27 protein-coding genes and 1 riboswitch are annotated in these 24,648 nt (G+C 33.9%); of the genes, 5 read left to right on the forward strand and 22 right to left on the reverse strand.

Translation table 11 applies throughout. The features are described 5' to 3' along the window. Positions 1 to 2: 2 nt before the first annotated feature. Positions 3 to 788 (forward strand): tryptophan synthase subunit alpha, encoded by a 786-nt coding sequence (trpA, locus tag B7R67_RS11885; RefSeq protein WP_088070683.1) that lies wholly within the window; start codon positions 3 to 5, stop codon positions 786 to 788. A gap of 570 nt (positions 789 to 1,358) precedes the next feature. On the opposite strand, the gene B7R67_RS22145 is transcribed toward trpA, so the two are convergent. The 7 genes from B7R67_RS22145 to B7R67_RS11920 are packed head-to-tail and all read right to left on the reverse strand — an operon-like array spanning position 1,359 to position 7,532. Further along, positions 1,359 to 1,514 carry a hypothetical protein gene (locus tag B7R67_RS22145; RefSeq protein WP_158095086.1) on the reverse strand — a complete coding sequence of 52 codons (156 nt, stop codon included), beginning with the start codon at positions 1,512 to 1,514 and terminating at the stop codon, positions 1,359 to 1,361. A gap of 51 nt (positions 1,515 to 1,565) precedes the next feature. Beyond that, positions 1,566 to 3,095: an acyl-CoA carboxylase subunit beta gene (locus B7R67_RS11895; RefSeq protein WP_088070688.1), complete on the reverse strand. Its 1,530-nt coding sequence runs from the start codon at positions 3,093 to 3,095 to the stop codon at positions 1,566 to 1,568. Positions 3,096 to 3,099: 4 nt separating this feature from the next. Next, positions 3,100 to 3,876, reverse strand: a complete 777-nt coding sequence (locus tag B7R67_RS11900; RefSeq protein WP_088070690.1) for an enoyl-CoA hydratase-related protein — start codon at positions 3,874 to 3,876, stop codon at positions 3,100 to 3,102. Next, positions 3,877 to 4,788, reverse strand: coding sequence for a hydroxymethylglutaryl-CoA lyase (locus tag B7R67_RS11905; RefSeq protein WP_088070691.1), 912 nt, complete (start codon positions 4,786 to 4,788; stop codon positions 3,877 to 3,879). A gap of 12 nt (positions 4,789 to 4,800) precedes the next feature. Next, the gene (locus tag B7R67_RS11910) at positions 4,801 to 5,022 is read right to left on the reverse strand and encodes an acetyl-CoA carboxylase biotin carboxyl carrier protein subunit (RefSeq protein ID WP_088070693.1); all 222 of its coding nucleotides are present in this window, start codon (positions 5,020 to 5,022) and stop codon (positions 4,801 to 4,803) included. 11 nt (positions 5,023 to 5,033) lie between these two features. Next, a complete protein-coding gene (locus tag B7R67_RS11915) occupies positions 5,034 to 6,377 on the reverse strand; it encodes an acetyl-CoA carboxylase biotin carboxylase subunit (RefSeq protein WP_088070695.1) in 1,344 nt (447 codons plus the stop codon). 9 nt (positions 6,378 to 6,386) lie between these two features. Beyond that, positions 6,387 to 7,532, reverse strand: coding sequence for an acyl-CoA dehydrogenase family protein (locus tag B7R67_RS11920; RefSeq protein ID WP_088070698.1), 1,146 nt, complete (start codon positions 7,530 to 7,532; stop codon positions 6,387 to 6,389). A gap of 388 nt (positions 7,533 to 7,920) precedes the next feature. Between B7R67_RS11920 and B7R67_RS11925 the strand changes: the two genes are divergently transcribed. Both B7R67_RS11925 and B7R67_RS11930 read left to right on the forward strand, forming a co-directional pair. Further along, on the forward strand, positions 7,921 to 8,544 hold the full coding sequence (locus B7R67_RS11925) for a hypothetical protein (protein ID WP_088070700.1): 624 nt from the start codon (positions 7,921 to 7,923) through the stop codon (positions 8,542 to 8,544). 95 nt (positions 8,545 to 8,639) lie between these two features. Continuing rightward, the gene (locus tag B7R67_RS11930; RefSeq protein WP_088070702.1) at positions 8,640 to 8,879 is read left to right on the forward strand and encodes a hypothetical protein; all 240 of its coding nucleotides are present in this window, start codon (positions 8,640 to 8,642) and stop codon (positions 8,877 to 8,879) included. A gap of 97 nt (positions 8,880 to 8,976) precedes the next feature. Here B7R67_RS11930 and B7R67_RS11935 read toward each other — a convergent pair whose 3' ends face one another. Then, positions 8,977 to 9,228, reverse strand: a complete 252-nt coding sequence (locus B7R67_RS11935) for a DUF2187 family protein (RefSeq protein WP_088070704.1) — start codon at positions 9,226 to 9,228, stop codon at positions 8,977 to 8,979. Between the two features lie 236 nt (positions 9,229 to 9,464). Between B7R67_RS11935 and B7R67_RS22310 the strand changes: the two genes are divergently transcribed. After that, a complete protein-coding gene (locus B7R67_RS22310) occupies positions 9,465 to 9,614 on the forward strand; it encodes a hypothetical protein (RefSeq protein WP_088070706.1) in 150 nt (49 codons plus the stop codon). Between the two features lie 307 nt (positions 9,615 to 9,921). Beyond that, the gene (locus tag B7R67_RS21900) at positions 9,922 to 10,128 is read left to right on the forward strand and encodes a hypothetical protein (protein ID WP_142289551.1); all 207 of its coding nucleotides are present in this window, start codon (positions 9,922 to 9,924) and stop codon (positions 10,126 to 10,128) included. Positions 10,129 to 10,775: 647 nt separating this feature from the next. Here the strand turns inward: B7R67_RS21900 and B7R67_RS11945 are convergent. The 14 genes from B7R67_RS11945 to B7R67_RS12010 form a co-directional block, all read right to left on the reverse strand. After that, positions 10,776 to 11,753, reverse strand: a complete 978-nt coding sequence (locus B7R67_RS11945) for a quinone oxidoreductase family protein (protein ID WP_088070708.1) — start codon at positions 11,751 to 11,753, stop codon at positions 10,776 to 10,778. Between the two features lie 142 nt (positions 11,754 to 11,895). Beyond that, positions 11,896 to 12,531: a thiamine phosphate synthase gene (thiE, locus tag B7R67_RS11950; RefSeq protein ID WP_088070710.1), complete on the reverse strand. Its 636-nt coding sequence runs from the start codon at positions 12,529 to 12,531 to the stop codon at positions 11,896 to 11,898. Then, positions 12,522 to 13,334, reverse strand: coding sequence for a hydroxyethylthiazole kinase (gene thiM, locus B7R67_RS11955; RefSeq protein ID WP_088070712.1), 813 nt, complete (start codon positions 13,332 to 13,334; stop codon positions 12,522 to 12,524). The genes thiE and thiM overlap by 10 nt, the downstream gene beginning before the upstream one ends. Further along, the gene (cytX, locus tag B7R67_RS11960; protein WP_088070714.1) at positions 13,318 to 14,556 is read right to left on the reverse strand and encodes a putative hydroxymethylpyrimidine transporter CytX; all 1,239 of its coding nucleotides are present in this window, start codon (positions 14,554 to 14,556) and stop codon (positions 13,318 to 13,320) included. Before cytX ends, thiM begins: the two co-directional genes overlap by 17 nt. Position 14,557: 1 nt before the next feature. Beyond that, positions 14,558 to 15,355 carry a bifunctional hydroxymethylpyrimidine kinase/phosphomethylpyrimidine kinase gene (gene thiD, locus B7R67_RS11965; protein ID WP_088070716.1) on the reverse strand — a complete coding sequence of 266 codons (798 nt, stop codon included), beginning with the start codon at positions 15,353 to 15,355 and terminating at the stop codon, positions 14,558 to 14,560. A gap of 135 nt (positions 15,356 to 15,490) precedes the next feature. Further along, positions 15,491 to 15,601, reverse strand: a riboswitch (TPP riboswitch). Between the two features lie 104 nt (positions 15,602 to 15,705). Further along, on the reverse strand, positions 15,706 to 15,861 hold the full coding sequence (locus B7R67_RS11970; protein ID WP_088070717.1) for a FeoB-associated Cys-rich membrane protein: 156 nt from the start codon (positions 15,859 to 15,861) through the stop codon (positions 15,706 to 15,708). A gap of 18 nt (positions 15,862 to 15,879) precedes the next feature. Further along, the gene (feoB, locus tag B7R67_RS11975; protein WP_088070719.1) at positions 15,880 to 17,880 is read right to left on the reverse strand and encodes a ferrous iron transport protein B; all 2,001 of its coding nucleotides are present in this window, start codon (positions 17,878 to 17,880) and stop codon (positions 15,880 to 15,882) included. Beyond that, on the reverse strand, positions 17,874 to 18,104 hold the full coding sequence (locus B7R67_RS11980) for a FeoA family protein (RefSeq protein ID WP_208615651.1): 231 nt from the start codon (positions 18,102 to 18,104) through the stop codon (positions 17,874 to 17,876). Before B7R67_RS11980 ends, feoB begins: the two co-directional genes overlap by 7 nt. A 329-nt stretch (positions 18,105 to 18,433) precedes the next feature. Further along, on the reverse strand, positions 18,434 to 18,808 hold the full coding sequence (locus B7R67_RS11985) for a hypothetical protein (RefSeq protein ID WP_088070722.1): 375 nt from the start codon (positions 18,806 to 18,808) through the stop codon (positions 18,434 to 18,436). After that, entirely contained in the window at positions 18,798 to 20,285 is a 1,488-nt protein-coding gene (locus B7R67_RS11990) for an FTR1 family iron permease (protein ID WP_088070724.1), read from the reverse strand. The genes B7R67_RS11985 and B7R67_RS11990 overlap by 11 nt, the downstream gene beginning before the upstream one ends. 225 nt (positions 20,286 to 20,510) lie before the next feature. Then, positions 20,511 to 21,227 (reverse strand): YjjG family noncanonical pyrimidine nucleotidase, encoded by a 717-nt coding sequence (locus tag B7R67_RS11995; protein WP_088070726.1) that lies wholly within the window; start codon positions 21,225 to 21,227, stop codon positions 20,511 to 20,513. 20 nt (positions 21,228 to 21,247) lie between these two features. Continuing rightward, positions 21,248 to 21,748 (reverse strand): DMT family transporter, encoded by a 501-nt coding sequence (locus B7R67_RS12000; protein ID WP_088070728.1) that lies wholly within the window; start codon positions 21,746 to 21,748, stop codon positions 21,248 to 21,250. A gap of 56 nt (positions 21,749 to 21,804) precedes the next feature. Next, positions 21,805 to 22,503, reverse strand: coding sequence for a Crp/Fnr family transcriptional regulator (locus B7R67_RS12005; protein WP_088070730.1), 699 nt, complete (start codon positions 22,501 to 22,503; stop codon positions 21,805 to 21,807). Positions 22,504 to 22,531: 28 nt separating this feature from the next. Next, complete coding sequence (locus B7R67_RS12010) at positions 22,532 to 22,957, reverse strand: DMT family transporter (RefSeq protein WP_088070750.1); 426 nt, start codon at positions 22,955 to 22,957, stop codon at positions 22,532 to 22,534. Positions 22,958 to 24,648: the final 1,691 nt, after the last annotated feature.

The raw sequence follows: 24,648 nt of genomic DNA on the forward strand, positions 1-24,648 counted from the left end.
TCATGAATCGAATCGAAAATCAATTTTCAGAGCGACTAAATAAAGGTGAAAAGTTATTTATTTCTTATGTAATGGCAGGTGATGGTGGACTGGAAGTACTAGGAGGCCGTCTTGCCCTATTAGAAAAATTTGGTGCATCAGCAATTGAAATAGGCATACCATTTTCAGATCCAGTCGCTGATGGACCAGTAATACAACAAGCAGGAATTCGCGCACTACAAGAAGGTACTACTTTAAAAGGTGTTCTAGAAAAAATCAAAGAAATTCGTCAATTAATCTCTGTCCCTTTAATTATGATGACGTATATGAATCCAATATTAGCTTATGGAATAGATAAATTTATATCAGACCTTGAACAATCAGGAATAGATGGCTGTATCATTCCTGACTTGCCAATTGAAGAAGAAGAAATTATCTCATTCAAACTTGAAAAAATTGGAGTTGAACTAATCCGACTAGTGACGATGGCTACACCAAAGGACAGAATTGAAAAAATAGCAGAAAAAGGACGCGGTTTCCTATACACTGTTACAGTAAAAGGAATAACCGGTGTGCGAAACGAATTAGACAACAGCCTATCTTCATTTCTAAAAAGTGTCAAAGAAGTTAGTAATAAACCAGTAGTTGCTGGATTTGGTGTATCTAGCCCAGAACAAGTTAAAGAACTATGCCAAGACTGCGATGGTGTCGTCGTTGGAAGCAAAATAGTCGATTTATTTAACGAAAACAAAATAAATGAAATTAAACATTTAGTAGAATCGATTTTAATAAAGGAAGAAGCAATATAATAGGATGAAAAGAGATCAGGCTAACGTGTTAGCCTGATTTTTTAGGGTATATTTTGTGATTTTGAATGAGTTGAGGTGAAAAACAGGGTGATTTTGTTAAAAAACGGCTCATTTTGAGATGAAAGTGAGCTGAATTGATGGGAAACATTTACTTAGTCAGCGGTATTCATAGGTTTCTGAGGGGAAAATAGTGTGAAATACAGAAAGGGGTATAGGTATAAAAAGCATTTATTTGCGATTTTCCTATTTTTAATTGCAGATATGGTTAATTTATTTGCGATTTCCTAATTTTAATTGCGATTATGCTATTTTTATTTGCGATTTCCACAATTTATTTGCAGTTACCCACATAATTGCAGCAAATCTATGATTATTTGCACTCCAACATACTTTATTTGCACTGTATCCACATTTATTTGCGATGTTACCCACACTACATTTGCACTTACCCACATATTTGCAGCGATTATATGATTATTTGCACTCCTACATTTTTTATTTGCACTGTATCCACATTTATTTGCGATGTTACCCACACTACATTTGCACTTACCCACATATTTGCAGCGATTATATGATTATTTGCACTCCAGCATTTTTTATTTGCACAGTATCCACATTTATTTGCGATGCTACCCACACTACATTTGCACTTACCCACACATTTGCAGCGAATTTATGATTAATTTCACTTTTGACTTTTTTAATTGCAGCTCCTTGACCCATGCACCCACCATAAAAAAAACAGCCCCGTCCCCAGGGCTGCTCCACAATCACTTATACCGGATATACACCATGCTTCTTCGTACTTGGAGTTTCATATGACTCAGAGTAATAAGCAAAGCGTTTAACTAACTCAGAACGTAGCTCTTCAGGTTGAATAACTACATCTACAATTAGTTCAGATGCTAATCGGTAAATGTCTATATCTTCAGCGTATTCTTTACGTTTTTCTTGAATGAATGCAGCTTGTTCTTCTTTTGGCAGACTTGCAATTTTGTTTGCATATACTGCGTTAACTGCTGCTTCTGGTCCCATTACGGCGATTTGCGCAGATGGGAATGCGATTACGCAGTCTGTTTCGAATGCTGGGCCAGCCATTGCGTAAAGTCCAGCACCATAGGCTTTGCGGACAATAACAGAGATTTTTGGAACGGTAGCATTACTCATGCTATAAAGCATTTTTGCACCGTGACGGATAATTCCTGCACGCTCTACTTTTGTCCCAATCATGAAGCCAGGTACGTCCATTAAGAATAATAAAGGAATATGGTACGCATCACATAAATTAATAAATTTAGCAGCTTTATCCGCTGAATCGTGGAATAATACGCCACCTTTAACTCTTGGTTGGTTCGCAATAATTCCTACGCTTCGTCCATCTAATCTAGCAAAACCAGTTACTAGCTCAGGAGCAAATAGCTTTTTAATTTCAAAGAATGAATCTTCATCCACTACGCGATCAATAAATTCATAAATTGAAAATGGAACGTTTTGATTTCCAGGAATAATTTCTGATAAAGACTTCTCTTTTTGTGTTGGGTTTTTAGCCTCAACAACAGGAGCGCCTTGTTTAAAGTTTGTTGGTAAATAAGATAAATAATCTTTTAATTTAGCAATTGCTTCTTCTTCAGTCTCACATAAAACATCTCCGCAACCTGAAACAGAACAGTGCATTCTAGCTCCACCCATTTCTTCGAGTGTTACTTTTTCACCGATTACCATTTCAGCCATACGAGGAGAACCTAAGTACATTGAAGAGTTTCCTTCGACCATGAATACAGAATCACAGAATGCAGGAATATAAGCTCCACCTGCAGCAGAAGGACCAAATAATAAGCATATTTGAGGTACTTGACCTGATAACTTAATTTGGTTGTGGAATATACGTCCAGCACCACGTCTACCAGGGAACATGAAAACTTGGTCAGTAATACGCGCCCCAGCAGAGTCAACTAAATAAATTAGAGGTACTAGCATTTTTAAACATGTTTCTTGGATACGGATAATTTTTTCTACTGTCTTTTCGCCCCATGAACCTGCTTTTACTGTAGAGTCATTTGCCATGACACAAACAGAACGACCATTTATTTTTCCAATACCTGTAACGATTCCATCTGCTGGAAATTCATCGTTCATACAGTTTGCAAAAAAACCGTCTTCTACAAAGCTATCTTTATCTAAAAGTTGATTAATTCTTTCACGTGCAAAAAGCTTTCCAACTTTCGCATTACTTTCATGATACTTTTCTTTCCCACCAGAAAGTATTTGGTCTTTTCGAGCTTGATATGTTGCTTCGTTTTGCATGCAATTACTCTCCTTTATATTGCGGCTTACGCTTTTCTTGAAATGCTACTAAACCTTCCATACGATCATTTGTATGTAGTAAAGTTTCATATTCATAAGTTTCTAATCTTAGTCCTAAATCTAGAGGAAGATCGAAACCGCGTTGAATTGCTTTTTTTGCTGCTCGAATTGCAAGAGGTCCTTTACTTGCAATCGTTTCACAAATTTCAAGCGCCTTATTTTGTAAATCATCTATTTCAACTACATGTTCTAGAATTCCATAGCCTTCAGCCTCAAGTGCATTTAGACGTTTACCAGTAAAAATTAATTCCTTTGCTCTTCCAAGGCCAATTAATCGCGGAAGTCTTTGTGTACCTCCAGCGCCTGGAATAATTGCCAATGATGTTTCAGGCAAACCGACAATTGCTTCTTTATGAGCAATTCTTAGGTCACACGCTAAAGCAAGCTCTAGTCCTCCACCTAATGCAACTCCATTAATTGCAGCTATTGTTGGCATTGGTAATCTTTCAACCTTTTCAAAAAGTGTCCCTATTTTTTCAACTGTCTCTCGCGCTTCACTCTCTGTCATGCCTCTTCTTTCTTTTAAATCAGCACCACTACAGAAATATGAAGAACCACTACCAGTGAATATGACTGCACGTACAGATGATTTTTTCAACTCATCCATTTGACTATGAAGAGCATCCAATAACTCACGTGATAATGAATTTGCTGCATTCGTACGATTTAATGTAAGAATTCGGATATGACCAATATCACTCACTAATAAACTTGCTTCCATTTAAATACTCTCCTTTGAACCATTCCATACGGAAAATAGCTTACTAACTGGTGTTAAGTTCATTTGTTCAGAGATATAGGATGTAGCTTGATGAAGTTTCTTTTCATCTACTCCCGTTGAAATACCTAAACGGTGAAGTAAGGAAACAACATCCTCAGTTGCTACATTTCCACTAGCTCCTGGTGCATATGGACAACCGCCTAATCCACCATTTGAAGAATCAAATTTTTCAATTCCAAATAATAAAGAAGTATATAAATTTGCGATAGCACGGCCATATGTATCATGGAAATGCATGGCTATTTGATTAACAGGTACTTCTTTAACAAGCAGTTCTAAAAAATTATTTACTTGAAGTGGATTCGCAATTCCGATTGTGTCGCCTAATGAGATTTCATCTACACCACATTCTAATAATTGGTTTACTAGATGAATAACCTTCATCTGATCGACTGCACCTTCATAAGGACAACCAAATACAGTTGAAACATAGGCTCTAGTCGTCTTATTATTGCTATTACATTCAGTAATCATTGAACGGATATCGTTCATTGAATGCTCGATACTCGCGTTTTTGTTTTTTAAATTATGCGTTTCGCTAGCGGATACAAAGAAATTAATCTCATCTGCATCTACTTCAAATGCACTCATTAATCCTCTTTTATTAGGGACAAGAGCTGCATATGTAACCCCATCTTTTTTCTTAAGCTTCGTAAATAAATCTACAGAGTCACTTAATTGAGGAATCCAGTCAGGTCTCACAAAAGAAGAAACTTCAATATAAGTTAATCCACTTTCAACTAATAAATTGATCCATTCAAGCTTCTGTTCAGTTGAAACGAACTGTTTTTCATTTTGTAAACCATCACGTGGTCCTACTTCTCTTATAAGAGCCGATTGAGGTAGCTTCATCACTTATAACTCCTAACCTAGTTTTTCAACTTGAATTAATGAGTCACCTTCATTTACAAAGTCACCTTCTTGAACAAATACATTTACGACTTTGCATTTATATGGTGCTGCATGAGGAATCTCCATTTTCATAGATTCTAAGATTACATAATCTTGATCACTACTAATTTCATCACCAACAGACACAAGACATTTCCATACGCTTCCAGCCATCATTGCAGTTAAATTTTCCATATCTAATTACCTCATTTCACCTTTTGATATTCACTAATAAAGCTCGTTGTATAATCGCCTTCTTGGAATGCATTCGTTGATAGAATATCAATCAAAAATGGCACATTTGTTTTGATTCCTTCGATTTGTACGTTTTTTAAATAGTTATGCAGTTGATTTACTGCTTCTTTTCTAGAATTAGCTGTAACAATTACTTTCGCTAAAAGTGGATCATAAAATGGTGATACAACCCACCCATCATAAAGATGCGTATCAATTCTTACTCCAAACTCCTCTGGGAAGTTACAGTGTTGAATCGTTCCTGGAGAAGGGAAGAAAGTTTTTGGATCCTCAGCATATATTCTTACTTCGATAGAGTGTCCATTCATTTCCACATGAGTAGGACGAACTGGAAGTGTTTCACCAAATGTAATACGGAATTGCCATTCAACTAAGTCAATTCCAGTAATACCTTCCGTTACTCCATGTTCTACTTGTAATCTAGTATTCATTTCTAAGAAATATATATTTTCATTTTCATCAACTAAAAACTCAATTGTACCGACATTTACATACTTCATTTGGTTAGCAATAGTAAGAGCATATTCCTTAAGCTTATTTCGACCTTGCACAGAAAGGAAAGGCGATGGAGCTTCCTCAACTACTTTTTGATTTCTTCTTTGAATTGAACAATCTCTTTCAAATAAGAAAACAGCATTTCCATGCGTATCAGCAGCAATTTGGGCCTCAATATGTCTAGGCTTTAAAATTGCTTTTTCAATGAATACATCATCATTCGCAAAAAATTGAAGTGCTCTTGTTTGTGTAGTTAAAAACTCTTTTTCAAGCTGAGCTTCATCTTCAATTAGTTTCATACCGATTCCGCCGCCACCACTTGAAGCTTTTAACATAACAGGATAGCCAATTTGTTCTGCAATCTCTTTTGCTTCATCAACCGACTGAATCGGATGAGAATTCCCTTTAATAACTGGGATGTTTAATTGCTCCATTAATTGTCTAGCTCTAATTTTTTCGCCCATCATCTCTAAGTGTTCAGGCATAGGTCCGACGAAAAGAATACCTGCTTCCTTACATTTTCTAGCAAAATCGCTATTCTCTGATAAGAAGCCATATCCAGGATGAATCGCAGTTACATTATTTTCTTTTGCGATTTTTATTATTAAATCAGCATTTAAATACGTATCTTTTGTATGATTTCCTTTAAGAGAAAAAGCTTCATCACTTAACTTAACATGCAAACTTTCTTTATCAGCGTCTGAATAAACAGCTACAGTTTGATAACGAAGTTTTTTACATGTCTCAATGATTCTACATGCGATTTCCCCGCGGTTTGCAATAAGTATTTTGATCATTATTCTCTCTCCTTATCGGCATCCAAATTGACGTGCAATTACCATACGTTGAATTTCTGATGTACCTTCACCAATTTCAAGTAACTTAGCATCACGAACTAAACGTTCAATACCGTACTCCTTCATGTAGCCATATCCGCCATGAATTTGCAGTGATTCATTCGCAATTTTGGAAGCGATTTCAGATGCGTATAACTTAGCGTATGCCGCTTCTTTTGTAAAAGGTTTTCCATTATCTTTTAACCATGCAGCTTTGTGTACCATATTTCTCGCCAATTCAATTCCCATTGCCATATCAGCCAATTTAAACTGAATCGCTTGGAAACTTGATAAAGGCTGTCTGAATTGTTTACGTTCTTTAGCATAAGCTAAAGCTTTATCAAAAGCTTTTTGTGCAATCCCTACAGCAAGTGCAGCGATTGAAATTCTTCCACCATCTAATGTATATAAGAATTGGCCAAATCCTTTTTCTGGATTACCAAGAATGTTCTCTTTTGGAACACGTACTCCATCCAATACGATTTGTGTTGTATTTGAAGCACGAACTCCCATTTTGTCGTAAGGTTCTGTGATTGTTAATCCCTCTGAATCTGTCGGAACGATAAACGCGCAAATGTTTTTCTTTCCTTTTTCATCAATTGAAGTATACGCAGTTACGATCAATGTATTAGAATACTGAGCATTTGTAATCCAGCATTTTTCACCAGTAATTACATACTCATCACCTTCTAAAACCGCTTTTGTTTGTGTTCCTCCAGCATCAGAACCTGCATTTGGCTCAGTTAAACCGAAAGCTCCAAGCGTTTTTCCTTGTGCCATTGGAACTAAATATTTTTGCTTTTGTTCTTCAGTACCAAAATAATAAATTGGAGAAGCTCCTAATGAACATGTTGCAGCAAAACTTAAACCAGTTCCACCACATGCACGACCAATTTCTTCTACAGCTAATGCATAACTGATCGTATCTCCACCGCTTCCGCCGTATTCTTCAGGAAATGGAATACCTAATAAACCTAATTCACCCATTTTTTTGAACGTTTCGATTGGGAATCTGCTGTCACGATCAAGCTCTTCTGCAAAAGGCTCAATTTCTTTTGCCGCGAAATCTCGTACCATTTCTTGAATCATTTGCTGTTCTTTAGATAATAAAAAATCCATGTGTTAGTCACTCTCCTTTTAATATTAAGGTACGTTATGAAAAACGTAAGAATGTCTCCAACTGCAATAAATAGCAGTGGAGTCGAGATATTTCTATGTGTAAAGAAACACTTATGTCTTACTATTGATAATATTCGATATTTTCTACCATTTACCTTTATTCTCCTTTCGACAAATTGAGACAAAAGCTGGTAAACCTTGGGAAATAAAGGAGTTATAGGGCAGAAAGAACAAGGAATAGCAAATACATGGATAGAGTTTTAAGGATGATAGAAAGATGCTGTTTTCGCTAATGTTCAACTATTTAGCTATTAGCTAAACAAGAAATGATATAATACTATTTAAAATTTGATTTATAATATTTTAGACTTTCTACTGGAGCAATATAATGAAAAAGATATTTTTACTTGGTTTACTATTAATTTTAATTCCTTTTGGATGCGAAAAAGGGAAGGAAAATTCGTTAGATACTTCTAAATTAAAAAAGATTAAACAACCACATCTTACGAAGGAGCAAAGAAAAGTGTTTCCTATGAGATATGAGTCGTCTACGCTAAAAGAAGGATTAAGGGCACTTCCTTTTAAAATTAATATCCCTAATAAGTTGCCTTTTAAGTTTGATCCAATAGATTCTTTATTAATTGATGATATTGATCATAATGGAGAAAAGTTGGGTGTGCATTATGGTCTTACTCATTTTGGCAAATCAACCCTATTTATAGTGGATGTTTCAATTTATAATTACAAACCTGAACTTGAATTTGATTTAGAATACGATGAACCTGAACAAATTGTTGAATTAAAGGATGGAGTTAAAGGAACTTACACAGGAAAATCAACTTTAGGCGTTTCATATAACCTAAATAATACTAATGAGATTGATAATTTAATAGAAAACACACTTATTTTTACAAAAGATGGCATGTATTATGAACTTACTTTTGTAGCAAATGTTGATACTTCTGAAAAGATTAAACAATACGTCAATAATATTGCAAATCAAATGTTGTAAATAGAGTAAAAACTGAAAATGTTGACTAGTTCACCAACCATGAATAAACGTGTTTATAATGAAACAGAAGACAACAAGAGTTAGAGGAGAAATTTATGATTAAGTCGGTTAATATTGGATTTTTATATGGAATGGTTATTGGACTAACAATAGGTCTATTTAAAGTACCGTACAAAATTGTTGAGTCTGGTGATGGAGTATCAATTTCACAAAATGTTGATTTTATTGAATACATTATTCCGCTTCTTAGAGTGTCTTTAGTAATTGGAATAGTTGGTGCGATTGTTGGTTTAGGAATATTTATAAAGAATAAAAAAAATATGGATAAACCATGAGAAAAAACCTTACAACTAATAATGCAGTAGTTAGGCAGTTAACTAAAAAAAACAGTTTCGTCATAAATAAACCGCTAAGAGTAAATTCTCCTAACGGTTACTTAATCAACAGCTTAATTTTATATTTTCGATGGTTAATCACAGTATGATCAAAATCATAATATTTCTGATGGTTATGATCGCCTGTCATGTCAACAATTACTGAATTTGCTAATACCTTTTTAACAGTACCTTGTATTAACATTGGCTTTATATTTTTATCTTTGTTTTGGGAAGCCATAAATTCGATAATGTCACCTGGCTTAACATTTTTATTAGCATTTTGGTACGTGTTTTTACTGTTTTCCATATGAAGTACCTCACCTTTTAATTATAATTTAATATTACAGGCAAATAATGGAAAATTCAACTATGTATCAACCTTTCTCATACACAATAAAGAGTTCAAAGTTACCGCATAGAAAATGTTGGAAATTGCACACTCATTAAAATAATTTTGTTTAACTAACGCATGCGATCGTAAAATAAGGTATATTATATTTGTTGAATAGATTCTCTTTAAAGACAGAAAAGTAGGTGAACAAAGTGGGAAAATATCAATTGGATACAAAAGGTCAGTTAGCTGTAACAAAGTTTCATGAAAAACAGACACCTGCCAAATTCGATAAAAAGACGCAACTTGAAAAAATGCGTGCGGAGTATTTGAAAAATAAGCAAAAACCAACAGATAAATAATATGAATGAAAACATAGGAAGACTTAAATCTCCCTATGTTTTTCTTTTTTGGAAGTTCTTTTTTATTCCAATTTCAGATTCGATGACAAAAAATTCGTAAGCACTTACCCATTCCTCACTAATAGCTTCAGTAGCCTAGTCGTTTTTTTGGTACAGCAGGTATTTAAAGGATTTGGATACGATTACTTTTACTTTTTTTGCCTATTTTCGCATTACATACTCATAAAAATTAAACACTTGTCCATTTCTTTTTACTTGTCCAATCATAGAATGTTGAGAAGAAATTAAAAGAAAAGGTGTTGTTAAAATGGGTTGCAACTGTAACAATGAAAGAAATAACGAAAGAAATAATGAGTGGAATAATAATAGAAACAGAAGAAGAGATAGGGATATTACGTTTAATGCAAAAGTTACGATTGATAAAGAGGACTTCTGCAGAGCAGTAGATCGTTGCGACGATGACAGACGCGATATTTTCGGCCGTCGTATTTGTGACAGAGGTAGTTGGTGGTAAGTTAAAAAAGCAAAAAAAGAAACTTCAATTAAAGAAGATCATTCTTTTCTTGCCGATAGTTTCACCTAGATCTATTTTTGTGATGAATGTTCAATTAAGCTATAAAATTAAATAATAAAAGATTTAATCCAATACATTATTCTAAGAATGACATTATCGTCATTCTTTTTTTATGGCCGATGCTATTAAATTGTTTAATGTAAGTTAGGGGGTATCTCATGGAAACTTCTCATTTGCACTGGATATTCCGATCCTTTTTATTGATTATTAGCAGATTTTTATCAAGTTATTAAGGGATTTTGAAAGAATTAGAGCAAAATTTACTATTTTTCCTTTGAGAGAATCTAGATTGGACGCTATAAAGACAATAATACTCAAACGGGTATCAGTAATTTTTTACTTTATTTGCGATTCTATAGATTTTAATTGCAGTTTTACTAATTTTAATTGCGATTCTCAAAATTTATTTGCGATTTTGCCAATTTTAATTGCGATTTTGGGAATTTATTTGCAGTACACCGATCTTTATAGACAATTCATCATTTAATCACAGAGAAATACTTCTTAATTGCGATTCTTTTAGACTTAATTGCAGTTCCAACGATATTCACCACTACACTTAATTCAAACACACATGCCTTTCTTGTTTAATTTATATTTAAGATGATTTTGCCAGTACTTTGTCTGTTCTCTATTAAACTATGAGCTTCAACGGCATCTTCTAATTGAAAATGATGCCCTATCTTCATTTCTAAATCTCCATCGTCTATTAATTTAAACACTTTTTCAGCTGTTTCCCTTAGTAGATCTGGTCTTTCTTTTCTTGTTGTTCCTAAACTGAATCCAAGTATTGATCGGCAGCTTGAATGCAGTTGGTTTGTTTTGAAATTACCTACTTCTCCGCTTGAATTTCCAAAATGAATTAATCGTCCGTATAAAGCTAAGCAATCTAAGCTTTGTTCTGAAACTTTGCCAGCAATTGAATCTAAGATAATATTTGCGCCTTTACCATCTGTTAATTCATTTACTATTTCTGCAAAGTTTTCATTTTCATAGCATATCACATGGTCTGCTCCAGCTTTTCGTGCAAATGAAGCTTTCTTTTCATTACCAACCGTACCAATTATTTTTCCAGCACCTAAAATTTTTGCGATTTGAATGGCAGTTGTACCTACTCCACCAGCAGCTGAATGAATTAAAACTGTTTCCCCTTTTTCAATTTTAGCTAAATCTGCTAGCAGCTTATATGCAAGAAATGAAACAGTTGGACAGGCTGCTGCGACATCAAATCCTACTGAATCCGGTAGTTGAAAAGTTAAATTTTCATTTGCCACGATATATTCGGCATACGAACCGCCTGTTGGGAATGCTACTACCCTTTGACCGACTTTAAACTGTTCAATGTTTGATCCAACGGCAACAATAACGCCAGCAGCATCAAGTCCAGGAATAAACGGAAACTGGCCCTTACCTTTTTTTCCGTATCTTGATTTTATATCTGCAAAATTAACACTAGCTTTCTCTACCTTGATTAATACTTGATTCCCATTGTATTTTGGTATTTCCACATCGACATATTTGAGAACTTCTGGTTTTCCAAACTCTGTTACAACAACTGCCTTCACTATGCTCACCTTCCCAAAATTAGTTTAATTTTATTTTACGGTTAGCGTAAATGAACGAGTAGTATTGATTTATTATGAGTTTCTATAAGAAAAACTTATGACAAAAAAACTACCTTAATTAATAAGGTAGTTTCAGTGTTTATTATTTATTAATATTCCCAATAAATTTTTCAGCAGCTTCTTTAATATCTTCTTTTCCTAAAATCGCGGATACAATTGCAACGCCATCAATATTCGTTTCCATCAATTCAGAAACATTATCTGCAGTGATACCGCCGATTCCGACAATCGGAATTTTTACTGCTTTACGAATGGCACGTAAATCATCAAACGTCACGGGTTTAGCGTCTAGTTTTGTACTTGTTGGATACATTGAGCCTATTCCAACATAGTCTGCTCCTTGCTCCTGGGCAAGAACCGCTTCTTCTAAAGTAGTTGCAGAGACGCCTATAATCATGTCTTCTCCAACTATTTTTCTAACTACAGTTAATGGTAAGTCCTCTTGACCAATATGCAATCCATCAGCTTTAATTGCTAAAGCGATGTCTAAGCGGTCATTTATGATTAAAGGTACATTGTACTTTGTCGTGACTTCTTTTACTTGCATCGCTACTTGATAGAAATCAAGACTACTACAGTTCTTTTCTCTTATTTGAACGATTGTTGTTCCACCTTTTATTGCTTCTTCAACAGCGTTAACAAGATTTCTTGACCCTAATACATCTCGATCAGTTACTAGGTAAAGTTTATAATCGATTTTATTTTTTGTTACAGCCATTCAATTTTACCTCCGCTTTGAAGCGTATTAACAGATGCTTTAGAAACCTCATCGAATAAATACACTTTAAATGAGCCAATTCCTTGCTCAGCCGTTAAACGAGCTTTTGCAAGTTCTCCGCATAGACCCATTGTCGTAATGCCAGCAACAGCAGCAAGGAAATAATCATTTGTTGCTCCAGCATAAGTTCCAATTAAAGAAGTGCTCATACATCCCGTACCAGTAACATCCGCTAGCATTTTATCCCCATTTGAAATGGTACATACTCGATCTTGTTCCGCAACAATATCTACTGCTCCTGTAATTGCTACTACAGACCCTAATTTTGCTGAAAGTGTCTTAGCAATTTCAACACCATCTTCTCCATCAGCAACAGAATCCACGCCCTTTATTTTAACGTTTAGACCAGCAATCATTTTAATTTCAGACATATTTCCACGAACAACAGCAAATCGTACTTCTTTTAATAATTTAGCAGCAGTTTCTGTGCGTAGGGTAGTTGCACCAACGCCAACTGGATCTAAAATCACAGGCACTCCTAGTTGATTCGCTTTTTTACCCGCTGTGATCATTGATTGGATTGTTCTTTCATTTAGTGTTCCAATATTAATTACAAGAGCAGAAGCAAATGAAACCATTTCCTCAACCTCAGCTAAGTCATCAGCCATAACTGGTGATCCACCTAAAGCTAATACCATATTTGCACAATCATTTACGGTTACGTAGTTTGTAATGTGATGTACTAATGGCTTTTTCTCTTTTACACTTTCTAATACTTGGCACAATTCATTCATAATTAACATGCTTATTACCCCCTACTTGTTTTGAAATCACTTTATTAATGATCAATTGGACTACAATATAAATAACACAAATTACGATCATACTTGGAACAGTAGCCCCAAGGAAGAAATCTAGTTGGACAAATTTACGATAGATAAATACACCTAAAATCCATGTAATAAATGCTAACCAATCAATTTTTAGTGATTTGCTTATATTTGTTCTTCTTAAAATAAAATAGTCCGTTAATAAGATTGCGTATAACGGTGCAAAAAATGATCCTATTGTGTATAAGAATCCTTCATATTTTTCAATTGGGAAAATAACGGCCAATACTGTTCCTATCGCCGTAATGATAAGTGCTATGTGTTTACCATTCAGTTTTGGAAACATTGTAGTAACTGAAATCCCTGCAGAGTATGCGTCCATGAAAGTTGTCGTAACTGTCGCTAAAACAACAATCCCTACAGCAAATAAACCTAAATTTGCACTCATTAAAACAGCTACAGGATCGATCTCATTAAATGCTAATGCAGCTCCTAGACCAATAATATACATCCATGAACTACCAAACATATAACCTATAAAACTACCTATTGCCCCATCTTTTGTAGTTTTAGCAAATCGAGTATAATCACTAATTAATGGAAGCCAAGATAGTGGCATAATGACCGATAATTCAACCGCTCCTCCGAAAGATAAACCAGTTGTACTCGGTTGAGTAAGAATTTTATCACTTTTAAAAATGACGAAACATAGGACAATCGTTAATGCAAATAACAATCCTACTGCTACACTATTAAGCTTTTTCGATGCATTCTGCCCAAAGTATAACCAAATTGCGATTAATACACCGATCACAAGGCACCAAACCCAAAGATGATCAAAGTGATAATCCTTTATTGTGACTAAATTAATTGAACGAGCACCTGTTAAAATCATAATGGCCGTCCAACCAAGTAGCTGAAGTACATTTAAGATTGAAAATAAATAACTACCATAGCTTCCAAAGGAAATTTTAGTCGATTCCATTGCCGTTATTCTTTGCTGAGAACCAATGACACCACCAAAAATAAGTAAAAGTGTACCTAGTAAATGACCTACTAAAATAGCTGTTAAACCTTTCTTAAAACCTAACGGTGCTACTAATGCACCCGTCATAATTTCTGCTACAGAAACTGCCGCGCCAAACCAAAGTGTCGTAAAGTTCCACTTTGTCATTTTTACGTTATTATTTGTCATGTTAAACTCCTGCCTTTTCATACAGTGAGTAGAAATGATGAACAGGACCTACACCTTTACCAATTGAAAAAGAATGTTGAATTGCTTTCGTTATATAGTTTTTCGCTTCTCCAATTGCCTCGCTTAACTCAAGCTCATTTGCTAAATTCGAAGTAATTGCTGAAGATAACGTACAACCTGTTCCATGTGTATTAATTGTATTGATTCTCACGCTATTAAAGCTTGTAAACTCTTCTCCATTAAAACAAATATCCGTTGCTTCACCCTCAAGGTGCCCACCTTTTACAAGAACGGCTTTTGCCCCTAGTGAGTGGATTTGGATAGCAGCTTCTTTCATTTCATCAATTGTCTCGATTTTTTGACCGGTTATAACCTCTGCTTCTGGCAGATTTGGTGTAATAACTGTTGCTAACGGAATTAGTTCTTGAATTAAAGCCTCCTTAGCATCATGACTTAATAAATCAAATCCACTTTTAGAAACCATAACGGGGTCTACCACAATTTGCTTTGGTTTATATTGTTTTAATTTCTCTGCAATAACTTTAATTGTTTCAATTTTCGATACCATTCCAATTTTTACTGCATCTACCTCAATATCACTAAAAATGGCATCTAATTGACTTGCTATTATGTCTGGAGTCATGTCTTGAACTGCGAATACACCTTGTGTATTTTGTGCAGTTACTGCAGTAATGACACTCATTCCGAAGACACCATGGGCTGAAAATGTCTTTAAATCAGCTTGAATACCAGCGCCACCACTTGAATCCGAGCCTGCTATCGTTAATACTTTTTTCACTTCTCTTCCCCCTATTTAATGAATAGAACAATTTTGATCTTACAGAATAGAAGATGAAACTTGATTTAAAAACAAAAAAGCACAAATCCCATAGGGACTTGTGCTCGAACAAATCAATGTTAAGAATACAAAGACGTATTCTACCGTTCACTTTCCTACGCTGGCATTATCCAGATCAGGTTAAAGGGTCAAAGACTATTGTGTCTTAATCTCAGCCGACCATTTACGGCACCCCTAGTACTATTCAATTATTTAATCATATTACTTTATCATCTTAATTAATACTTATATTTTATTCAAGTATTTAATTTCATTTTCATTAAAACTAATCATTCAAAATAGACCATACATTATTTTGAATAATTAACTGAATCACAATTTGAACTGCAAGTTTTTGCGATTGAGCAAGAGCCACATTTACCTTTTTTCGTTTTCTTTACATAACGGAATAGTGTCCACCCTGCGTATCCAAAAATAAGAGCCCCTATTATAATATTAGTAATCATAAGTAGATACTCCTTTCTTTAGTAGCCTAGTAATTTTCCAACTTGATAGAATATAAGCGCTAATACATATGCGATCACTAATGCATATCCAATTGAGAAATACGTCCATTTTACTGAACCTGATTCTTTACGAATCGTCGCAACAGTTGCAAGACAAGGTACGTATAATAAGACAAAAACCATAAAGCTAAACGCGGAAAGCGCAGTAAAGTGTGTTGACATAATGCCTTGTAAAGAATCTGCATTTGGCGCATGATAAATGATATTCATCGCAGATACTACTACCTCTTTCGCTAAAAATCCTGTAAGTAAAGAAGCACCTGCTTGCCAAGTACCGAATCCTAATGGAGCAAGAATTGGCGCTAATAGGCCTCCAATCATCGCTAAAAAGCTATCATCCATTGAGACATTAAAACCGCCTGGTCCCATATAAGATAATAACCAGATCGCTACAGAACCACCAAAAATAAATGTACCAGCTTTTCGAACAAATCCTTTTCCTTTATCCCATGTACTTCTAAATAATGCCTTTCCTTGAGGCATACGATATGGAGGAAGTTCAACGACAAATAATGAAAATTCACCTTTTAAAATCGTAGAAGAAAAGACTTTCGCTAAAATTAAAGCAACTACGATACCTAATACATAAAGTGAAAATACTACGATTGCTTGATTTTTCGCAAAAAACGCACCAACGAATAATGCATATACTGGTAAACGTGCTGAACATGACATTAAAGGTGTTAATAAAATAGTTAATAACCTCTCTCTTGGCTGTTCAATCGTTCTAGCAGCCATTACTCCAGGTACATTACAACCAAATCCAATGATCATTGGAATAAATGCTTTTCCAGTTAAACCAACCATTTCCATCGCTCGATCCATTACGAGAGCCGCACGAGACATATATCCAAAGTCCTCAAGAAATGAAATTAACAAGAATAAAATAAATATTTGTGGAACAAAGACTAATACCCCACCAACACCAGCAACAATTCCATCGAGAACAACTGCTCTAATAAACTCAGATGCGTGAATGGCTGTTAAACCACTCGTAATCCATTCAGTTACAGGACCCGATAAAAAACCATCAAATGCATCAGATAATGGTAAACCTAACCAATCAAAAGTTAGTTTAAACATTAAAAACATTGTCACTAAGAAAATTGGGATTCCTAAAATTGGATGTGTCACATATCGATCAATTCGATCTGTTACAGTAATTGCTTCGTTCGTTTCCTTCACTACAGCTTTACCAATTAATTGAGAAATCACTTCTTTTCTTATAGAATAAATCCATTTTGAAGGTGATATGCTATGCTCGTTTTTTAATTGATCTTTTGTTTCTTCGAGAACTTGGTTAATTTTACTAAAATCGTTAAAAGATGAAATATATTCTAATACTTCTTTATTACCTTCTATTAGCTGTATAGCTGTCCATCTTTTCGGTATCGATAATGTTGAAGGTAATAAAGCTATAATGTTTTCAATACTAGCTTCAATCCTATTTCCATAATCAATTTTAAAATCAACGTCTGATTGGGGAATTGTTGCTAATAATTCATTCACTTCCTCTGTTCCTTTACCTGACCTAGCGTCAATTGGAACAACTGGAACTTTTAGTATATTAGAAATACTCGTAGGATCAATCAATATACCTCTTCTTTTCGCAACATCCACCATGTTTAGCCCAATAATCATTGATTTTTTGAATTCAAGTAATTGAAGTGTCAGCATTAAATTTCGTTCTAATTGAGCAGCATCAACAATATTAATCATGCCATCAAATGATTCATTTACAAAAAAATGAGAAACAACAGCCTCATCCTTTGAAAGAGGACTTAAAGAATAGATACCTGGTAAATCAATTAGATTACCACGTTTATTTTTAATCGTTCCTACTTTTTTCTCAACAGTAACTCCGCTCCAATTTCCTACATATTGGTAAGTACCTGTTAAATTATTAAAAAGAGATGTTTTACCTGTATTTGGATTTCCGATTAGTGCTATATTTAACATAATTTCTCTACCTTTATCCCAGATGCATCGTGAAATCGAATTCCTAGTGATTGACCACAATTTTCAATCATGCAAGGTCCTTTGAATGGCATTGTACATTGTAAACAAACCATCGACCCTTCACTAATGCCTAAATCTAATAGACGTCGCTTCACTTCTTCACCTAATGTAGATAAATCAGTTATTTTTGCCTTCTCGCCTTTTTTTAATTCCGAAAGTAGCATCAATGATTCCCCCGAATCAAAATTAATATATATAAACAATCAAGAATGATAATCCTTATCAACTATTTCTATTTTAATGTAATTATCTTATTTTGTCTATGAACCTCAAGGAAAAGGTTTACATTAGAAGAAGTTACCATACAAAGAAAACTCGATGATTTGTAAGTATTTAAGGGAAGTAAACGGCTTAGTTGCACTTCTACTTAATCCTTAAAATTGCAACTACGTCGAGTTTTCTACACCGCTGCCAATTTATATACAAAAAAACCTACTTAGAAAATACATTCTATGTAGGTTTTTTTAAGTAGCAGCGTTTAATTGCTTCTATATTATTTTAATTTTTTAACATCCTTTAGTACATTTTCTAATTCGTCACCAGCTTGGTTAAGTGTATCTGCATTTAATGGAGATACTTTTACTCCTGCTTCAATAATGTGAAGTGGCGTTTCAACTTTTTCATAAAGATCCTTATCTTTATCTTTTACTGAGTCTTCGAATTTTTCCCATGATTTTTCAAGCGCTTCTCCGCTTTCTTTTGCTTTTGCTTCGTCATTATTTTTAACTTGTGTTTTTAATTCTGAAATTGTTTTGATCATATCGTCAGAACCAGTTTTAATTGCATTGTCCGTTTTAGTGCCACAAGCAGATAAAGTTAAAGTTAATCCTAATGCCATAGTTGCGATAAGTTTTTTATTAGATAACATTTTTCTTTTCCTCCGAATTTTTGCTACTTTTATTATGTGAAAATCGATTATATAAAACAGTAATACAAGCTAGTAGTAATAATATCATCTGAGGTATAAAGCTCTCCCAAGTTGAATAAATCGCGAAGAAATCATTTGTTGGGATTGGTGCTTGAGTTGCTGGAAGTAATCCAGACAGTTGTAAGCCATGAATACCCATACCTGCAAATTTAAAGCATAAGTAGAACATTAAAATACTTGAGATAAGGAAAAACGGTCTCATCGGAATTTTCAAACCAACTTTTAATATTAAGAAACTTAGTATCGCCAATATCGCAAGACCTAATCCAATTCCTATTAATAAAGTAGGTAATTTAATAGATGATGCCATTCCAATAAAGAATAAAACTGTTTCTGTTCCTTCTCGGAATACTGCTAAAAATGCAAGAATTGATAATGATAATAAGCTACCAGTATTTAATGCTTTATCACTCTTAGTTTTAATATAATTTTGCCATTGCTTCGTATTAGATTTACTATGTAACCAGTAGCTCATATATAGAAGCATTACAGCTGCAAATACTCCAGTCCATCCAGCAATTAAGAAGTTATTGCTTCCAAATGCACCTGCGGAGAATAACATGTTCACAATTACACCTAGTATGATACTGACGCCTAAACCAGCCCCTACACCAAACCAGATCCACTTACTCTTCTCTTCTTGACCCGATTTTTTAATAAAGCCTAATAATCCAACAACAACTAGTAGCGCTTCCAGACCTTCTCTAAGCAAAATCGTTACTGCATCTAGCATTGTGTAGCTAGTTTTAGAAGCTAATGGTAACAGGTAATCGCGCATATTTGTTATCGTTTTAGTAGCTGCTTTCACATCAGGTGTTTTAGCAGTAAGCATTGCATAAGAAGTTACCATGTCTCTTTCAGCATCAGTGTAAACTGTCTGTGACTGAGTTAATACAACACCTTCAATATTAATCCATGATTTTCTAAACTGTTCAATTTGAGATGTAGCGCCTGAAACATTATTATTTTTTAAATCTGATAGTGCATTATTTAAAATTTGAATTAAATCTTCAACACTACCAGTATTCTTTGAATTTAACTTTGAACTCGCGAATTGATGAGAAATAAACTTTTCATTTACTCCTTCTAATTCTTTAAGTGAAGTAACAAGTGCATCTTGATTCATCGTTTTTTGGATTAGGTTATATTGAACCATTCCCATTGCTTCCTCGATTTTGCCGTAAGCCTCAATCGATTTATTTTTAATGCCATCTTCTTTCGCTAACCATTCATCATTAAATTGTTTATATTGCTGCTCGGCCGATTTATAATCACCTTTTTGTGCAGCCTGAATTGCATTTTCTATAAATGAATTTGCATGCGTTAAATCTTCTTCTGGACTAGCTGCAAATGTCTTTATTGGTATACTTAAAAATAGTAACATTGGTAGAATTAATTTAATAAGAGTTTGCTTCATGTTTGATTTTCCCCTTAATTATAAATGATAATCATTATCACCATTTGATAATAAGCTTATTTCGGATTATAGTCAATTATAATTTTATTAACTATCTTTAATATTATCTTCCATTTTCGATTAAATAAAAAAATAAGCCGAGGAATTCCCCCAGCTTAAACTGCTTTATAATCAGGCTTCGTTATAAAAAAGTTGATTTTCGAACGCTCTCTTTAAAGAGCTAATTTAAGAAAAACTTGGTAATTTAATTTTTTCTATATTTAAAATTTTGTAAAGCTCATCAAGTTTTTTTATTTCATAAGTCGGTACAATATCCGAGTCATTTGATAACATTTTTGGATTTACCCAACAAGTATCGATCCCAGAATTCGCTCCTCCAACTATATCTGCACTAAATGAATCTCCAATAATTAATGTCTTATCTAATTCAAAATTTGGAATTCGTGCAAACACATAGTTAAAATATTCCTTCATTGGTTTTTGAAAACCTGTATCTTCAGAAACGAAAATATCTTTAAAATAAGGAAAAATTCCGGCAGCATTTAAGCGTTTATACTGTGTTTTTGAAACTCCATTGGTAACAATATATAAGTCAAACTGTTGCTGAAGACTTTTAATTAATTCAAATGCACCTTCAACAAATTGATTTCCTTCACCTAAGAAATTTTGATAAGTTTCTTCAAGTAACAAGCCGTCGACTTCTCTACCGAACTCTTTGAATAAAGTAGAAAAACGAGTATTTACTACTGCATCTCGACTTATTTCACCTTTTTCATAAGACTTCCAAAGTCCATGATTGATCTCTTTATACCTTGCTTTCATTTCAGGTGTTAATGATATATTTTGCTCATTAAATAGCTTCTGTAATGCTACTTTTTCTGCAGCTTGAAAATCTAATAATGTGTCATCTACATCTAATAATAATGTTTCATACTTTTTCATAACAATTCCCCAAATCAATTTTAATTAATTCGTATTTTACTAGATTCATCCAAAGTTAAATCATTTTCTCTTTTTGATTTAACATTATTACCTTTCAATTTAAAAACTAATATACCACTAATAATTAATAACACGCCAATTAATTGCTTAGAAGTAAACGGTACTTTCTCTAGCCCTAGCCAACCTTGCGTATCAAACAATAGTGCAGATATTAATTGAGATGTTAGAACAATTGAAATCGCAAAAGTAGGACCAAGTTTACTAACTCCTTTTGTGATGCAAAATACAACTCCTACTCCAAGTATACCGCTAAACCAATACCAATTTTTCATATTATGCAGATCAAAAAATTGATTTCCTTCTACTATAAGACCCGTTACAAAGGAAGCTAAAAAACCCATTCCTAATACAAATGTAGTTGTTACCCAAATTCCAGTCATTTGATTGACTTTACTATTAAATACATTTTGCAATCCAACTAGTGAACCTGAGATTAAAGATAAGATTAACGCTTGTAACAAATCATACACCTCCGTTTTTAACTCTATTTGTTAAAATGACAAAACAAATAGCGTAATCATTCATAAATATTATTACCTGCTAGAATACTCAAACCTTCTCGATCTTTTATAAGGACCCCTCTTTTATCCCGCTCAACTAAACCATCCTTACAAAACTGTTGAATAACTCGATTAATATGCCGGTAACTCGATCCAATCATATTTGCTGCGTCTTTAAGATTAATCGTACTTAATTGTTCATTTAGTAAAGCATCCATATCATCAGAAGAAACTGATAATAAATAACTCGCTAATCGTACCTCTACTGGATGTAACAAATTAAAACTCAAAGAATTAGACTTTATATGAAATTTTTCCGTAATAGTCCTAAGTAAAAATTGGAGAAACGGCGGATAATCTTTCCCAAATTCGTGTAAATGACGATGATCAATTGCAATCACTTCAACTACCGAAACTGCTTCAACTGTATTTAAAATATCTGATCCTCTGACATATTCAATATCACCTAACAAATCTAGGGGCTTTTTAAATGAAAGAACCAATGTTTTTCCTTCTGCTGAAGTTGTATAAACCTTGACCTTCCCTTTGACTAAAACATATAAATTACGTGGTGAGTCTCCTTGTGAACAAATAAGCTCTCCTTGTTCAAATCGATGAATTGTCATATGATCTTTTAATTCTTCCTTAAAAACGGCCTCGATTTTATGTTCACTTAAATACTGATCAACTTGTTTATGATCGTTAATTACCTTCAAGTCAACTTCACCCCCCAACAATTTACTATTAATATCCTAACACGATTACACCAAGCACCATCATTCCAATCCCAATAAATTGGGCGGAACTAATAGTCAATCTTTCTACCCCAAACCAACCTCTACTATCAATCATAAAAGTTAAACATAGCTGGGAAATTAAAAGCACCGAAATCGAAAAAGTAACACCGATCAGATGAATTGCAGTCACGTTACCAAAAATAATAAATGCTCCATACGCTCCACTAGTCAAATAAAGTGGATTAACTTTTCTTAGACCGGCCAACTTTTTATCTTTTATCATTAATAAGACTAAAAATGCAACAACGAATCCCGTAAACTGCGTAATGGTCGCTGCTTGCCAAGTCCCAATATCACTACTTATTTTAGAATTAGCAACACCTTGTATCGTAATGAAAGCACCGCCTATAATTGCTAATAAAATCCCCTTCATTGTTTTCACTCCAGACATAATGAATTCCTCATAATTAAACGATACTCGTAGGTTATTTGGAAAGGACATATGTCCTAAAGTGCATTATGTTGTTATTTCAATGTTTTCCTATTACGGGAAGATTAGTCATTGTTGGGGATTTGTGGATAGTTTAGTGATTTTACGTTGGGCAATTACGGGGTGAAGTATGATTATTTGTGGATATTTTGTATTTTTGTGGGTAAGTGGGAGTATTTTTTTGGAGACGTTTCGTATTTGTTTGTGGATAAGAGCAGTATTTTTAGGGAAGCATCGCAATTAATTGTGGATATTCTGCAATTAAATTGAGGTGGAGTGTAAATAACATTGGATTTGCTGCAATTATGTGGGTAACTGCAAATAAATTGTGGAAATCGCAAATAAAAATAGCATAATCGCAATTAAAATTAGGAAATCGCAAATAAATTAACCATATCTGCAATTAAAAATAGGAAAATCGCAAATAAATGCTTTTTATACCTATACCCCTTTCTGTATTTCACACTATTTTCGCTCAGAAACCTATGATTACCGCTGACTAAGTCGATTTTCCCCATCAATTTAGCATACTTTTATCTCAAAATAGCCGTTTTTTAACAAAATCACTCTGTTTTTCACCCCATCTTAATCTAAATCACAAAATATACCCCTAAAAGATCTGCTAGTCTGTTAGTATGATCCAGTTATCCTATTTATGTGGATATATTCTGCAATTAAATTGGATTAGAGTGCAAATAATCTTAGATTTACCGCAAATATGTGGGTAACTGGCAAAATTGTTTGGGCAGCACGGCAATTATTTGGGGATATTCTGCAATTAAATTGGATTGGAGTGCAAATAACATTAGATTTGCTGCAATTATGTGGGTAACTGCAAATAAATTGTGGAAATCGCAAATAAAAATAGCATAATCGCAATTAAAATTAGGAAATCGCGGAAATCGCAAATAAATTAACCATATCTGCAATTAAAAATAGGAAAATCGCAAATAAATGCTTTTTATACCTATACCCCTTTCTGTATTTAACAGTGTTTTCGCTTAGAAAACCACGTTTACCGCTGACTAATTGGTTGTTTCACATCAATTCAGCTTACTTTCAACTCAAAATTAGTCGATTTTTAACAAAATCACTCTGTTTTTTACCTCTTCTCATTCAAAATCACAAAATATACCCCTAAAAGATCTACTAGCCTGTGAGTATCATCCAGTTATTCTATTTATGTGGATATATTCTGCAATTAAATTGGATTAGAGTGCAAATAATCTTAGATTTACCGCAAATATGTGGGTAACTGGCAAAATTGTTTGGGCAGCACAACAATTATTTGGGGATATTCTGCAATTAAATTGGATTGGAGTGCAAATAACATTAGATTTGCTGCAATTATGTGGGTAACTGCAAATAAATTGTGGAAATCGCAAATAAAAATAGCATAATCGCAATTAAAATTAGGAAATCGCAAATAAATTAACCATATCTGCAATTAAAAATAGGAAAATCGCAAATAAATGCTTTTTATACCTATACCCCTTTCTGTATTTCACACTATTTTCGCTCAGAAACCTATGATTACCGCTGACTAAGTCGATTTTCCCCATCAATTTAGCATACTTTTATCTCAAAATAGCCGTTTTTTAACAAAATCACTCTGTTTTTCACCCCATCTTAAT

The sequence above is a fragment of the Gottfriedia luciferensis genome, assembly GCF_002156865.1.
Taxonomy (GTDB): Bacteria; Bacillota; Bacilli; order Bacillales; family Bacillaceae_G; genus Gottfriedia; species Gottfriedia luciferensis.

Excerpts from the sequence above, each read along its gene's own strand:
- trpA (WP_088070683.1), top strand. The coding sequence starts at position 3 with ATGAATCGAATCGAAAATCAATTTTCAGAGCGACTAAATAAAGGTGAA.
- B7R67_RS11980 (WP_208615651.1), bottom strand. The coding sequence starts at position 18,104 with ATGCTACTTTCGGAATTAAAAAAAGGCGAGAAGGCAAAAATAACTGAT.
- B7R67_RS11935 (WP_088070704.1), bottom strand. The coding sequence starts at position 9,228 with ATGGAAAACAGTAAAAACACGTACCAAAATGCTAATAAAAATGTTAAG.
- B7R67_RS21900 (WP_142289551.1), top strand. The coding sequence starts at position 9,922 with ATGGGTTGCAACTGTAACAATGAAAGAAATAACGAAAGAAATAATGAG.
- B7R67_RS11990 (WP_088070724.1), bottom strand. The coding sequence starts at position 20,285 with ATGAAGCAAACTCTTATTAAATTAATTCTACCAATGTTACTATTTTTA.
- thiE (WP_088070710.1), bottom strand. The coding sequence starts at position 12,531 with ATGGCTGTAACAAAAAATAAAATCGATTATAAACTTTACCTAGTAACT.
- B7R67_RS11920 (WP_088070698.1), bottom strand. The coding sequence starts at position 7,532 with ATGGATTTTTTATTATCTAAAGAACAGCAAATGATTCAAGAAATGGTA.
- B7R67_RS11930 (WP_088070702.1), top strand. The coding sequence starts at position 8,640 with ATGATTAAGTCGGTTAATATTGGATTTTTATATGGAATGGTTATTGGA.
- B7R67_RS12010 (WP_088070750.1), bottom strand. The coding sequence starts at position 22,957 with ATGAAGGGGATTTTATTAGCAATTATAGGCGGTGCTTTCATTACGATA.
- cytX (WP_088070714.1), bottom strand. The coding sequence starts at position 14,556 with ATGACAAATAATAACGTAAAAATGACAAAGTGGAACTTTACGACACTT.
- B7R67_RS11985 (WP_088070722.1), bottom strand. The coding sequence starts at position 18,808 with ATGTTATCTAATAAAAAACTTATCGCAACTATGGCATTAGGATTAACT.
- feoB (WP_088070719.1), bottom strand. The coding sequence starts at position 17,880 with ATGTTAAATATAGCACTAATCGGAAATCCAAATACAGGTAAAACATCT.
- B7R67_RS11925 (WP_088070700.1), top strand. The coding sequence starts at position 7,921 with ATGAAAAAGATATTTTTACTTGGTTTACTATTAATTTTAATTCCTTTT.
- B7R67_RS11895 (WP_088070688.1), bottom strand. The coding sequence starts at position 3,095 with ATGCAAAACGAAGCAACATATCAAGCTCGAAAAGACCAAATACTTTCT.
- B7R67_RS11995 (WP_088070726.1), bottom strand. The coding sequence starts at position 21,227 with ATGAAAAAGTATGAAACATTATTATTAGATGTAGATGACACATTATTA.
- B7R67_RS22145 (WP_158095086.1), bottom strand. The coding sequence starts at position 1,514 with ATGGGTCAAGGAGCTGCAATTAAAAAAGTCAAAAGTGAAATTAATCAT.
- B7R67_RS11905 (WP_088070691.1), bottom strand. The coding sequence starts at position 4,788 with ATGAAGCTACCTCAATCGGCTCTTATAAGAGAAGTAGGACCACGTGAT.
- B7R67_RS11910 (WP_088070693.1), bottom strand. The coding sequence starts at position 5,022 with ATGGAAAATTTAACTGCAATGATGGCTGGAAGCGTATGGAAATGTCTT.
- B7R67_RS11900 (WP_088070690.1), bottom strand. The coding sequence starts at position 3,876 with ATGGAAGCAAGTTTATTAGTGAGTGATATTGGTCATATCCGAATTCTT.
- B7R67_RS11970 (WP_088070717.1), bottom strand. The coding sequence starts at position 15,861 with ATGATTACTAATATTATAATAGGGGCTCTTATTTTTGGATACGCAGGG.
- thiM (WP_088070712.1), bottom strand. The coding sequence starts at position 13,334 with ATGTTAATTATGAATGAATTGTGCCAAGTATTAGAAAGTGTAAAAGAG.